Raw genomic sequence first — 12,930 nt, forward strand, 5'->3', positions numbered from 1 at the left:
CGTGACTACCTCGCGGCCGCTGGTGATGGGGATCGTCAACGTCACCGCCGACTCCTTCTCCGACGGCGGCAAGTACCTGGCGACCGAGAACGCGTTGGCGCAAGCGTGGCGGCTGGTGGAAGGCGGGGCCGACGTCATCGATCTCGGCCCGGCAGCGAGCCATCCTGGTGCTCAGCGGGTGAGTGCGGAGGAGGAGATCCGGCGGCTCGCCGTCGTGCTGGACGAGTTGGTGGCCGCTCGCATTCCCGTGTCGGTCGACTCGTTCCTGCCGGAGACCCAGCGTTTCGCCGCCGCCCACGGCGCGACGTACCTCAACGACATCCAGGGCTTTCCCGACCCGGAACGCTATGCCGAGCTGGCCGACAGCGGCTGCACGCTCATCGTGATGCACTCGGTCCAGCGCCGCGGCCCGGCGACCGAAGTACGCACCGATGCATCGACCGTCTACCAAGGCATCGAGCGCTTCTTCCACCAACGCCTGGCCAACCTCCAGGCAGCCGGCGTCGACCGCCTGGTGCTCGACCCAGGACTCGGACACTTCCTCGGCAGTACTCCGGAACCGTCCCTCAAGGTGCTCGCCAACCTCAGCACCCTGAAAGCCCAATTCGACCGACCGATCCTGGTCTCCCCTTCCCGGAAGTCCTTCCTGCGCACCCTGACCGGCACCGCCCTCGCCGACATCGGCCCCGCCACCCTCGCCGCCGAGCTCTACGCAGCCACCCAAGGCGCTGACCTCATCCGCACCCACGACACGGCCGCCCTCACCGACGCCCTCACCATCCACTCCGCCCTGCGCGCCCGTTGTAGCTGAGAGCAACTACTTCAGAGGGTGGTGATGTCGATGGCTTCGGCCATTGCGCGGTAGCCGGCCTCGTTGGGGTGAACGTGGTCACCGCTGTCGTACTGCGGCGCCAAGCGGGTGGGGTCCGCCGGGTCGGCTAAAGCGGCGGCGAAGTCGGCGACGGCGTCGTACTCCTCCGTGGTCCGGATCCAAGTGTTGACGGCCGCCCACAGCCGCTCGCTCCGCTCCGTGTGGACGTCCGCGCCACGGAACGGCGGAATGGTCACCCCGACTACGCGGATCCCCCGCGCATGGGCATCCCGGATCAGAGTGCGGTAGCCGTCGATGAGTTGCTCAGCGGTGATCTCCGGGTTCGGAGTAAGACAGGGCGTCGCCGGGAGCTCGGGATAGCCGATGTCGTTGATCCCCAGCAAAACGACGGCGGTCTTCACCCCAGGCTGGTCCAGTACGTCGCGATGGAACCGGGCGAGCCCACTTTCCCCGAAACAGTCCGAGTCGTTCAGCAGTCGACCCCCACCCAGACCCGCGTTGAGCACCGGCATCGGTCGCCCAGCGGCGGTCAGACGAGCCGCCAGCAGATCCGGGTACCGAAGTCCTGGCTTAGTGCGGAACCCATTCGTCGTCGAGTCCCCAAACGCAACCACCGAGCCCGCGCCCACCCCACTCACATCCACCCCAGCCAGGAAGTACCAACTACCACCCACCTCCCCGTACGCCGCTCCGCTGGTGTCGTCTCGCGCGTCGCCGGTTGCCCGGTACGAAGCCCCCGCCGCGCCGTACTCGTGAAAGGTGGCCGCCCCCGTCGAGTCGGCGAAGTACAACGTGATCGCGAGCCGGACCCCGCCGCTCCCGGTCGCCGCCGCGGTCGGGCTCGCTGCCGCTGCCGCGCTCGCACGCGCGCTCGCGGTCGCGGTTGCGGCTGGAACGGCGGCGGCGTCGCCGGCGGTTGCGGTGGGGAGGTTGACGGCGTCGCTGGCGATTTGGCTGCCGATCGGGACGCTGATCGTCTCGGCCCCGCCGAACCGGACCGTCCTCACCGACCCAGGCTCGACCGCCGCACCCTGGGCGGCTCGCGCCACGGTCGCGCCGGTCAAGCGGAGTGGGCGTTCGCCGTACTGGTTGCTGATCCTGATCCGGACCTTCGGCCCGCCCGCCGACAGCCGGACAACCTGCCGCACCGACTCCGCCGCAAAACCCTGCTGAGACCAGTTCGGATTCGCGTTCGGCTGCTGCATCGCCGTCAACCACGCGGCCCGCCAACCACCTACCGGCTCCTCGGCCGCCGCCGGGGTGAGCGACAACTGCATCAGCGCCACAGCGACCATCGCCAGAAAGGACCCCACCTCCGCGACACCAGCACCCAACACTCCCAAACTTTGTCGTCCCCTCCACCAGATGCTCCAAACCCCGCGAAGGTTGCGGTCCGGAGGATGAAACTGCCCGAGGCGCAGGTTATGCAACTGATGGTTGCGGATCTCCTGGGTGGCGGTTAGAGTCATGTGCAACCGATGGTTGCTTATTGGAGGTCTGCTGTGGAGTTCGGAAAGCTGGAACGGGAGATCCGGATCGAGGCGGTGCCGGAGATCGTCTTCGAGGTGGTGAGCCGGCCCGAGCACATCAAGATGTGGTGGCCCGACGACGCCTCGTTCGAGCTGGTGCCGGGATCGGTCGGCGAAGTGGTGTGGGGCGACCGGGCCGCGGTGGAGGCGATCACGGTGGTGGACGTGGATCCGCCGCGCAAGTTCTCGTTCCAGTGGGTCGCTCCTGCCGGCGAGGTGCCCGCCGCGGACAACTCGCTGCTGGTCACTTTCGAGCTCGAGGCATCCGGCAGTGGGACTATTTTGCGCCTGACCGAGACGGGCTGGCGGGAGAAGGGCTGGGAGGCGGCTGTGCTCGAGGAGGCCTTCCTCGACCACGAGCGCGGTTGGGATCTGTTCCTGCCCCGGCTGCAGAAGTACGCGCCCACGGTGCTGGCGCGATGAGCGTTGCCATCGACGACGACCTCTGGTCCGCGATCGGCGACCCGGTCAGGCGTCGCCTGCTCGACCTGCTGCTGACCGAAGGCGTCGGTACGCCGACCAGCCTGAGCGACCATCTCCCGATCTCGCGCCAGGCCGTCACCAAGCATCTCGGCGTCCTCGACCGCGCCGGACTGGTGCACGCGACCCCGATGGGACGCGAGCGGCGGTACGAGGTCGACGACGCGCAACTCGCCCGCGCAGTACGGCAGCTGAACGAGGTCGGCAAGTCCTGGGATGCACGACTGAACCGCATCAAGCGCCTGGCCGAACGGCTTCAGGCCGAACGAACCTCTGGAGAGAATTCATGAGTGGATTGCTGCTCGCTGACAAGAACGCCGTGATCTACGGCGGTGGGGGAGCGATCGGTGGCGCGATCGCCCGGGTCTTCGCCCGGGAAGGCGCTCGGGTCTTCATTGCCGGGCGCACGCAGGCGAAACTCGACATGGTGGCGCGGGATATCGCCGCCGCCGGTGGAAAGGTCGAGACCGCGCAGGTCGACGTCTTCGATCAGGAGGCGGTCGAGAAGCACGCGGCCGAGGTTGCGGTGGCGGGCGGGAGTATCGACATCGCCGTCAATGCGGTCAGTGTCATGCACGACCAGGGGACTTTGCTGGCGGACCTTTCGCTGGAGGAGTTCCTGCGGCCGATCGACGGCTTCCTGCGGACGCTGTTCATCACGAGCAAGGCGGTCGCGCCGCATATGGGGCGGGTGCGTCCCGGGGTGATTCTGACCTTGTCCGAGCCGGGGTCCAAGCTTGCCGTCGGCGGCATTCTGGGGCACAGCGTGAGTGCGGCCGGCAAGGAAGCGTTCTCGCGGGTTCTCGCGGCAGAGCTTGCCCCTAGCAACATTCGTGTGATCGGTATCCGCCCGCACGCTGTTGCCGATGCGCCGGCGGCTGGTTCGTACACCGGGGAGCTCTTCGAGCCGATGGCGGCGGCCGGTGGGCAGTCAGTCTCGGAGTTTCTCGAAGGCGGTTTGGCCCAAGGCACTCTGCTCAAGAGGCTGCCGACGCTTTCCGAGATCGCGGAGACGGCCGCGTTCCTGGCCTCGGATCGATCGGGTGCGATGACCGGAACGATCGCCAATCTCACCGCCGGAGCTCTCGTTGACTGATCACGCCGAGCTGCTGCGGTCCCTCCACGTCCCGGGCAATCCGCTGGTCTTGCCCAATGCCTGGGATGTGGGCAGTGCCCGCGTGGTCGTGGACGCAGGCTTCCCGGTGGTGGCGACCGCGAGCAATGCGGTCGCCGCCGCGCTGGGCTATGACGACGGTGAGGGTGCTCCGGTCGAGGAGATGATGTTCGTTGCCCGACGCATCGCGTCGTCGGTCGACGTACCGGTCAGCGTCGACGCCGAGGCCGGCTATGGGCTGGCGCCGGAGGAGCTGGTCGAGTTGCTGATCAGGATCGGTGCCGCGGGCTGCAACATCGAGGACAGCGATCACGTCAAGGGTGGCTTGATGGACGTCTCTGTCCGCGCCGGCTACCTCGCGCAGGTACGCGCGGCCGCCGACCGTGCCGGGGTGCCGCTGGTCATCAATGCGCGGATCGACTCCTTCTTTCCCACCTCGCCGCTGACCGACGACCACAAGCTTGCCGATGCGATCAGCCGCGCGGCGGCGTACAGGTCGGCCGGTGCTGACTGTGTGTTCCCCGCCGGCGCCGGTCTGGACGACCTCCGAGCCATCATCGGAGCGGTCGACGTCCCCGTGAATGCCGGCTTCCCGCTGAAGGGTGGATCACTCGACGAGCTCCGCGCGATCGGCGTGGCTCGGGTCTCGGTGGGACCACAGCTGTACCGCGACGCCCTCGACCACCTGCGGACCACCGTCTCGTCAATGCACTGAGGTTGACCCGGGGCGCCCTCTGGTCAGGGCGCCCCTGGGTGGTCGCCGATACCCCGTACGCGTATTTGTCGACGCGGCGGGGTTTTCTATACCCCCTTCCGGTATGTGCTGACGCGTGCTATGTTCCTCTTCGACTAGATACCCCCTAGGGGTACTTCGAGAGGATGGATTGTGATGAGTACTACAGCTGCAGTCACGCGCTCGACGTCTCGCCGCTGGTGGGCGCTCGGGCTGATCGCGGCGGCCCAGTTCATGGTCATAATGGACACGTCGATCATCGGAGTCGCGCTGCCGGAGATACGGGCGGACCTGGGCTTCACTCCGCAGGCGCTGTCCTGGGTCTTCAACGCCTATGTGGTCGCCTTCGGCGGCCTGCTGCTCCTCGGTGGGCGGCTGTCCGACCTGTTCGGAGCCCGCCGGATCTTCTCGGCCGGCTGGCTCGTCCTGCTCGCGGGATCCGTGCTCGCCGGTGCGGCGAACGGTGTCGGCCTGGAGCTGGCCGGCCGAGCGATCCAGGGCGTCGGCGCCGCGTTGATCGCACCCTCCGCGCTCACGTTGCTGATGATGCTGTTCGGCTCCGAGCCGAAGGAGCTGACCAAAGCACTAGCCCTGTACGGCGCCGCCGCGCCGGCCGGTGGTACGGCTGGAGTGTTTCTCGGTGGCGTCATCACCGAGTACGCGAGCTGGCCTTGGGTCTTCTACCTGAACGTCCCGATCGCCGTAGCCGTTCTGCTGGCGACTCCCGCCTTGATGCCGGCGGCCGCTGCTCGCCGTGGCAGTGTTGATCTCGTTGGAGCATTGACTGCGACTGGTGGTATCGGTGCTGCTGTCTATGCGATCGTCCGGGCGCCTGAAGCGGGATGGGTGAGCGGCGAGACGTTGCTCGTCGGAGCGATTGCCGTCGCATTGCTGATCGCCTTCGTGGTGGTCCAGGCGCGACGCTCCGAACCGCTGATGCGGCTGGCGATCTTCCGCGCACCGAACCTCGCCGCGGCCAACGTCGCGCAGCTGCTCCTGGGTGCGGCCTGGGTGCCGATGTGGTTCTTCCTGAACCTCTACCTGCAACAGGTCCTCGGCCTGAGCGCCTTCCCCAGTGGCTCGGCCTTGTTGCCGATGACAACGTTCATCATGCTCGGCATGATCGTCGTCGCACCGCGCTTCATCACCCGCTTCGGTCCTCGCCGGACACTGATCATCGGTATGTCGGTGCTGACGGCCGGGTTGGCCGGGCTGTCGTTGATCCGGGGAGACGGCTCCTTCTGGGTCGACGTCCTGCCGGCCTCACTGGTCGCCGCGGCCGGCATGTCGCTCGCCTTCATCCCCAGCCTCGGCATCGCCCTCTCCTCGGCCCGCCCGGAGGAAGGCGGCTTGGCCTCCGGCATCGTCAACACCAGCTACCAAATCGGCTCGGCCCTCGGCCTCGCCGCGATGACGGCAGTAGCCGCAGCCGCCGGCGCCGACCAACTAGGCGACACCGGTGCACTGACCAACGGGTACTCCGCCGCCTTCCTCGGCGCAGCCGTCATAGGCGCAATCGGCGCGATCCTCGCCGCCGTGACACTCCGCACCACCAAGCCCAGTGAGGCTTGACCACCCAGCCCGGTACTCCGCCGGCACCTCGCCCGGTACCTCGCCGCTTGGCGGGGTACCGGGCCCGGCTGCTGGGGTGAGCTCGCGACGCCTGCTCCGCTTCGCTACGCCGGCTGCTTCGCCTGCGAGTACTGGCGCTGTCGCGCGTGACCCCGCGGTGGTTCTTGTGGGCGTGAGGGATGCTCGCGGATGCGGGCTCGCGACGCCTGCTCCGCTTCGCTACGCCAGCTGCATCGCCTGCGAGGGCTGGCGCTGTCGCGCGTGACCCCGCGGTGGCGGAGCGCGCGCGAAGCGGGCCCGCGGATGCCGGCGGTGGGCTCGCGACGCCTGCTCCGCTTCGCTACGCCGGCTGCATCGCCCGCGAGTAGTGGCGCTTCCGCGCGTGACCCCGGCGGTGGTGAGGCGATTGGGTGAGGCTGGCGCGGGTTGGTGGGCTCGCTACGCCGGCTGCTTCGCCTGCGAGACGTGGCGCTGTCGCGCGTGACCCCGCGGTGGTTCTTGCGGGCGCGAGGGATGTCCGCGGGTGTGGGGGTGGGCTCGCGGCGCCTGCTTCGCTTCGCTACGCCGGCTGCTTCGCCTGCGAGTACTGGCGCTGCCGCGCGTGACCCCGCGGTGGCGGGGTGGATGCGACGGACGTCCGCGGATGGGGGGCTCGCGACGCCTGCTTCGCTTCCAAGCTGATCAACGATCCGCTAGCACTGGCCAGCGCCCTGCAGAAGATCGAACGCGGAGTGCAGCTCGCACCCTCCCACCCGACCCGAGCCACACCTCGCAAGCCCGCCTGATGCTCGCCAATCCCTTCGGATCCGGTGGCCTCGCCGCACTGTCCCGCACCCACCCACCAACCCCCGCCCGAGTCCGCCGCCTCCACCAACTACCCCCCGCCCCGGCGCCACCCGGTAACTCAGCGGCTGTACCAATAGCAGGAGTGCACCGTGTTTTCGGTGTCGACCAGGAACAGGTACTGGCTGCTGAGCAAGTCGCCGCCGATGGTGTTCTGCAGCATGAGGCCGGCCCGATCGCCAACGGTGCCGAGGCGATATTCGGTCGACCGGTCGCGCTCCCGCGGCACCTTCACCGCAACCTGCTCGGCGACGGCGGCGAGTGCGGACTGCAGGTTGCGATGGTTCTGCGGTTCCGGCGGCACGAAGACGGCCTCCGTCAGCATCATGATCCGGGCGGCCGCCGGCGTCGGCGGCACCAACTGAGCGGCCAGCGTTTCTACCGCGGCGGCGATTCGCGCAATGGCCGCAGCCCGAGCCCTGTCAGCCGCGCCCTGCCCCCGAACTGCGTTGACGAGCAACCGAAACCTGCTGGTGCGAAACCTCTCGCCAACGCCAGTGCCCGCGTCTTGATCAGAGCCAGGATCGAAGACCAGCCGATCCTTCTCCCGAGGCTTGCTGACCCGCACAAGCCGGTCCATCAACTCCCCGTACTCCGAGTCGCACCGCGGGCAACACATCCCGTACGGCGCGGCCCTCGCCAGCTGACCACGCTCATGAATCGCCCGCCCCGAACCCGTCACCTGCCCACAAAACGCGCACTCCACAGTCATCCACCTAATCTTGCCGAGCCCCGCCGCTCCCTCTCAACAGCCAACGCCATCGCGGTTGCTCGGTCACCACACATGCAACTGCCAACACGCTGACCACGCAGGCGACAACAACCGGCCAGGCAAACCACGACGCAACAACCGCAGCAACCAGTTGCATCACCACCAACCCGACGGTCACCACCCCAGGCACCGCCACGACCACATGCGGCTTGTCCCCAGTCGTCTGAAAGACAGTGGGCAGCCCGATCAGCACCACAACACTCACCACCGCCAGCGGCACCGAGTACGACGCCAACGCCCACGGCGTAGCCACCCAAGCAACCACCTCAGTCAAAAACCGAAGCCCCGCCCCCACCCGACTATCAGGAGCAACCCGAGTACTCACCCGCCAAACAATGCCACACCTCACCCAACCATCTCCCCGACCACTCGACCGCCCACACCACTACGAACGAACTGCAATGCCAGCACGCGGAAGGCTCGCGACGCCTGCTCCGCTTCGCTACGCCGGCTGCATCGCCAGCGAGAACTGGCGCTGTCGCGCTTGACCCCGCAGTGGTCAAGCAATCGCAAAGCATGCTCGACGCTGTTCCACGCGTGCCAACTGGTGAGCTTGCATGGCTCTCTGATCAGCGGAATCGGTAGTAGGTCGGCGTACCGGCATAGTGCGGGGAGCCGGTTGCATACTGCCGTTGCGGCGTAGCTGCTGGCGCGGGGTGCGGATCCGCTTGCGTCGGTGGTGGGTGGGCATTGGCTTACGGTGGCGGTGACTGAGGCCTTTGCCGGCGGTGGTGGAGGGTGAGTTTGGTGCTCGGATCGTGGGGCTGAGCGGGTACGCGGGGTGCGGGTGTCGGGGTGGCTTTAGCGGGGCTGGGGTGGGGGCTCAAGGTTGGGTCAAGGTTCCTGGGGTGGCGAGTACTTAGCCTGGGGCGGCCTCGGTGGTTGCCGGGGGTTGGTTTGGGGGCGCTTGAGGCGTGCCCGCTCATCACTGTGAGGCCCTTATGGTCGGTCGCTCGCCGGGACGTTCTGCGCTGTGGGTTTTCTTGACTACGTTGCTGACGGCTGTGGCTTTGGTGGTTGGGGTTCCTGCTTATGCGGCTGAGGAGCCGCCGGATGGGGAGTTGCCGTTGCCGGCGTGTCCCACCTTTACCGGGGATCCTTCGGCTGCTGATGAGTTCGAGGCGTACAAGTTGGCGCTGGCGTGTCAGGTCGACGTCGAGGTGTTGTCGTTGCGGGGGATCGATCGGCAGGCGTTTGCTACCCCGGCGGGGATGCTCGACACGAAGATCGCTGTTGAGCCGTACTGGGTGCAGAACGCCGAGGGCGCGTGGGTCGATATCGACCCGACTCTCGAGGCGCGGCCCGATGGTTCTGCGCTGGCTAAGGCGACTGTCATTCGCGTTGAGACCGGTGCGGGTGGGAGCGGGCCGTTCGTGACTGCGACCGATCCCGATGGCGGGGTGCTGTCGTTGACGTGGCCGAAGGGGGCGTTGCCGGCGCCGACGATCAGTGGTGCGGTGGCGACGTACCCGAATGTGTTGCCTGATGTGGATCTCGCGGTGCAGGCCGAGTCGGTCGGGTTCTCCTGGGTGCTCGTCGTGAAGACGGAGGAGGCGGCGGCGAACCCGGAGCTGGCCACGATCAAGGTCGGCATCACGACGGTCGGGCTGACTGTGCGGGAGGACGCCGAGTCCGGGCGCATCGAGGTGCTCGACGCCGAAGGCGACGTGGTGTTCGAAGCCGGCCAGGGCATCATGTGGGACTCCTCCCAAAACCCCCAGAGCCCCACCGCCCAGAGCCCCACCGCAAAGAGCCCCACCGCAAAGAGCCCCACCGCAAAGAGCCCCACAGCGAAGATCAAGGCCGGCGAGCAGACCGATCCCGCGAAGATGGCTGAGGTCGACGTGCGGAAGACCGCGACCGGTATCACCCTGGTCCCGGACGCGACGATGCTGGCCGACCCGAACCTCAAGTTCCCGCTCTACATCGACCCGCCGTTCACCTCGACGCGCAAGGCGTGGGCGAACGTGTTCCAGGGCCGTCCGACCAAGGGCTGGACCGGCGACAGTAGTTGGCCGCGTTCCGGTGGGATGCGCGTCGGTAACGACACCTGGAGCACCTGTGGAGACGGTTGCGGCCTCTGGCGGTCGGCGATCAAGCTCGACATCGGGAAGTTGAAGGGCAAGTACATCGCTTCCGCGAGCGTCAACATGCTCCAGACGCACACCGGCGGCTGCGGTGACCAGGGCCTCCAGCTCTGGCGTACCGGCGAGATCTCGAACGGGACCTCGTGGAACGGCGTCAACTGGTGGTACGGCGAACCGCTCCAGTCGAAGTCCGTACCGTCGTCCAACACCACTGGCTGCTCCGGCAAGTCGGACGAGTGGGTCGAGTTCGACGGCGCCAACATCAAGAAGCGGGTGCAGTCGGCGGCGTCCCACAAGGACTCCACGATCTCGTTCGGTCTGCGGTCGTCCAACGAGTCCTCCCGGGACGCGTGGCGGCGGATCAAGGCCACGAGCGTGAAGCTGCACGTCACGTACTACATCTACCCGCCCCACCCGGACCGGCTGACCGTCGACGGCACCGGCTGCGACCCGACCCTGTCCGGGTCGCCATGGGTCAACGAGCGGAAGCCGACCTTCTCGGCCAGGGTGCGGACCTCGGAGTCGGACTCGGTCTACTGGAGGTTCCGGGTCCGCCCGGCCGCCTCGGAGAGCGAGATCTACTACTACCGCACGCCGAACCCGGTCGCGGCGTCCACACAGTCCAGGAAGAGCGACAAGTCGCTGCCCGACGGACCGTACCGGTGGCAGGCGCGCAGCGACTCGCGGCAGTACGACGCGGTGAACTCCGGCTACACGAACTACTGCTACTTCAGGGTGGACGCGACGGTGCCGGGGGTGCCCGAGGTGACCGGGCCGACGGGGGCCGTCACCGAAGGGTCCACCGTGACGATGAACCTGTCGGCCAGTGATCCGGTCATCAACGGGTCCAGCTCGGGCCTGAACCGCTACGAGTACTCGTGGAACACCGACACCTTCGATCAGCGGGTGCCCGGAGCCGCCACGGCGCGGATCAGCAGGCCGGCGGTCGCCGCGGGCCGGCACGTGCTGTACGTCCGCTCGGTCGACAACGCCGGCAACAAGTCGAAGACCAAGGTGTTCACGTTCTTCGCCGGCCGCACCATCCCGAAGACGCCGATGGGTGCCTGGCCGCTCGGCAGTGACCTGGTCGACGACACCGGCCACGGCAAGAACATGTCCGTCCTCAGCAGCGATCCGGCGTTCGTGACCGACCCCGCCGACCCCGGTAACGGCGTCGTCGAGTTCGACGGCAACGACTGCCTGAAGGCGCCGACCGCGATCCGCACGGACGCGGCGTTCACCGTCGCCCTGTCGGTGCGCATGGACGCCATGACCGGCACCGGCCTCTCGAAGGTGCTTGCCCAGGGCAACACGACGCACTCGATGTACCAGATCCAGCACAACGGGGCCGGCAACACCTGGTCCTTCTCACTCCTCGACGCGCCCGGTGACACGTTCGCGTGGAAGAGCATCACGGTCGCCAACCCCGTCGCGCTCGGGAAGTGGCTGCGGATCGTCGCGACGTACGACCCGGACGCCGGGGTGTCACGGATCTACCTCAACGGCGCGCTGGCCGGTGAGCGTGCCGTGAGCTTCACGCCGTGGAACGCCACCAGCTTCTTCAGCCTCGGTTGCCTGCCCACCTCGAGCGGCACCGGTGCCGCCCATCCGTTCACCGGTGCGGTGGACAACGTGGGTGTCTGGCAGGGGCTGCTGACGTCGGCCGAGATCACGGCCGGAGCGATGCTGCCGCCGGGCGAGATCGCCCACTGGGACCTGCGCGGTGACGGCACGGACGCCAGCAGCTTCGGTCGTGACCTGACCCTGCCCACGTCGGCCCAGCAGGCCTTCGACCCGTTCGGTCGCCCGGACGGCGCCCTGGTGCTCGACGGCCGGTCCTGCGCCACCACGAGTACGCCGATCGTGCCGGCGGACACGCCGTTCGGCATCGGCGCCTGGGTGAAGCCCGCTCAGGTACAGGGCAGCCGTCAGGTGCTGTTCTCCCAGGCGAACGCCGCCGGGAAGGGTTTCGCGATGATGATCACGGCCGACGGCAAGTGGGAGCTGGGGTCACTGGCTGATATCGGCATGGCGACCATGAGCACCCGGGCGGCTGTGATCGAGACCCAGCCGAAGGCCGGCTGGCAGTACGTCGAGTTCCAGCACCACGGTGCCGGACGCTGGACGGTCAGTGTCGACGGCCGGCGGGGCGCGAGCAGGACCAAGGGCATTCCTGGTCACGCCGACGCGCCGCTGACGATCGGTTGCCATGACAAGGGCCAGGGGCAGCAGGACTTCTTCACAGGCCTGCTCCACAACGTCCAGGTCTGGCGCGGCGTCAAGCCCACCACCTCGCTGAAGGAATCCGCGCCCGCGGAGGTCGCTTCGTGGTGGTCCCTGGAGGAGACCGGTGCCGACGAGACCGGCAAGGGCCGCAACCTCACCTTCAGCCGCACGCCGCGGTACAACGACGGCTGGTGGGACAACCCGGACAGCGCTCTCGAGCTGGACGGCACGAACTACGCGGCGACGACCACGCCGGTGATCTCCACCGACGAGTCGTTCACTGTCGGAGCCTGGGTGCGGCTCGACGCGCTCGACACGCACCAGACCCTCGTCGCGGCGACCGGTGCGAACTCCACCGGGCTCCGGTTGCGATACAGCCCGACCTATCAGCGCTTCGAGTTCGGCATGGCCGCGCAGGACACCGCCGACTCCGCGACGCACTGGACGAGTGGCGGCCCGGTTCCCACCGCCGGCACCTGGTACTTCGTTGCCGCCAGCTACAACCTGCGCACCAAGCTGATGCGCCTGTACGTCGACGGCGAGGAGGTCGGGAGCGGTGCCGGCCCGGCCGGCCCGTGGAAGGCGGCGGGGCCGCTGACGATCGGTGCCCATGACACGACCACCGGCACACCGAGCCACCACCTGAAGGGCCGGATCGACGACGTGGTGGTCTGGCACAGCACAGTCTCCGCGAAAGCCATCAAGAACATGGTCGGCACGAACGAGACGGTGGTGGGCTGAC

General features: G+C 67.9%; 10 protein-coding genes. 7 read left to right on the plus strand and 3 right to left on the minus strand.

All coding sequences use genetic code 11. The features are described from left to right. Nucleotides 1-25 precede the first annotated feature (25 nt). Entirely contained in the window at nucleotides 26-811 is a 786-nt protein-coding gene (gene folP / locus ACQPYM_RS12340) for a dihydropteroate synthase (RefSeq protein WP_433023259.1), read from the plus strand. An 11-nt stretch (nucleotides 812-822) separates the two neighbouring features. Here folP and ACQPYM_RS12345 read toward each other — a convergent pair whose 3' ends face one another. Further along, the gene (locus ACQPYM_RS12345) at nucleotides 823-2,145 is read right to left on the minus strand and encodes an SGNH/GDSL hydrolase family protein (RefSeq protein WP_433019498.1); all 1,323 of its coding nucleotides are present in this window, start codon (nucleotides 2,143-2,145) and stop codon (nucleotides 823-825) included. 189 nt (nucleotides 2,146-2,334) lie between these two features. On the opposite strand from ACQPYM_RS12345, the gene ACQPYM_RS12350 reads away from it, so the two are divergent. From ACQPYM_RS12350 to ACQPYM_RS12370, 5 genes are all read left to right on the plus strand, one after another. After that, a complete protein-coding gene (locus ACQPYM_RS12350; protein WP_433019501.1) occupies nucleotides 2,335-2,784 on the plus strand; it encodes an SRPBCC domain-containing protein in 450 nt (149 codons plus the stop codon). Then, a complete protein-coding gene (locus ACQPYM_RS12355; protein ID WP_433019504.1) occupies nucleotides 2,781-3,131 on the plus strand; it encodes an ArsR/SmtB family transcription factor in 351 nt (116 codons plus the stop codon). Before ACQPYM_RS12350 ends, ACQPYM_RS12355 begins: the two co-directional genes overlap by 4 nt. Nucleotides 3,132-3,160: 29 nt before the next feature. Further along, entirely contained in the window at nucleotides 3,161-3,937 is a 777-nt protein-coding gene (locus tag ACQPYM_RS12360) for an SDR family NAD(P)-dependent oxidoreductase (protein ID WP_433019507.1), read from the plus strand. Continuing rightward, nucleotides 3,930-4,670 carry an isocitrate lyase/PEP mutase family protein gene (locus ACQPYM_RS12365; protein WP_433019510.1) on the plus strand — a complete coding sequence of 247 codons (741 nt, stop codon included), beginning with the start codon at nucleotides 3,930-3,932 and terminating at the stop codon, nucleotides 4,668-4,670. Before ACQPYM_RS12360 ends, ACQPYM_RS12365 begins: the two co-directional genes overlap by 8 nt. A gap of 174 nt (nucleotides 4,671-4,844) precedes the next feature. Continuing rightward, nucleotides 4,845-6,260 (plus strand): MFS transporter, encoded by a 1,416-nt coding sequence (locus ACQPYM_RS12370; RefSeq protein WP_433019513.1) that lies wholly within the window; start codon nucleotides 4,845-4,847, stop codon nucleotides 6,258-6,260. Nucleotides 6,261-7,164: 904 nt separating this feature from the next. Here ACQPYM_RS12370 and ACQPYM_RS12375 read toward each other — a convergent pair. Both ACQPYM_RS12375 and ACQPYM_RS12380 read right to left on the minus strand, forming a co-directional pair. Next, entirely contained in the window at nucleotides 7,165-7,563 is a 399-nt protein-coding gene (locus ACQPYM_RS12375; RefSeq protein ID WP_433019516.1) for a hypothetical protein, read from the minus strand. A 256-nt stretch (nucleotides 7,564-7,819) separates the two neighbouring features. Then, complete coding sequence (locus ACQPYM_RS12380; protein ID WP_433019519.1) at nucleotides 7,820-8,110, minus strand: hypothetical protein; 291 nt, start codon at nucleotides 8,108-8,110, stop codon at nucleotides 7,820-7,822. A 769-nt stretch (nucleotides 8,111-8,879) separates the two neighbouring features. On the opposite strand from ACQPYM_RS12380, the gene ACQPYM_RS12385 reads away from it, so the two are divergent. Beyond that, nucleotides 8,880-12,929, plus strand: coding sequence for a LamG-like jellyroll fold domain-containing protein (locus tag ACQPYM_RS12385; RefSeq protein ID WP_433019522.1), 4,050 nt, complete (start codon nucleotides 8,880-8,882; stop codon nucleotides 12,927-12,929). Nucleotide 12,930 lies beyond the last annotated feature (1 nt).

The organism is Kribbella sp. CA-294648, assembly GCF_050943845.1.
In the GTDB taxonomy this organism is placed as follows: domain Bacteria; phylum Actinomycetota; class Actinomycetes; order Propionibacteriales; family Kribbellaceae; genus Kribbella.

Bases quoted from the DNA above. Each gene is read 5' to 3' on its own strand.
- folP (WP_433023259.1), top strand. From the start codon at position 26: ATGGGGATCGTCAACGTCACCGCCGACTCCTTCTCCGACGGCGGCAAG.
- ACQPYM_RS12355 (WP_433019504.1), top strand. From the start codon at position 2,781: ATGAGCGTTGCCATCGACGACGACCTCTGGTCCGCGATCGGCGACCCG.
- ACQPYM_RS12370 (WP_433019513.1), top strand. From the start codon at position 4,845: ATGAGTACTACAGCTGCAGTCACGCGCTCGACGTCTCGCCGCTGGTGG.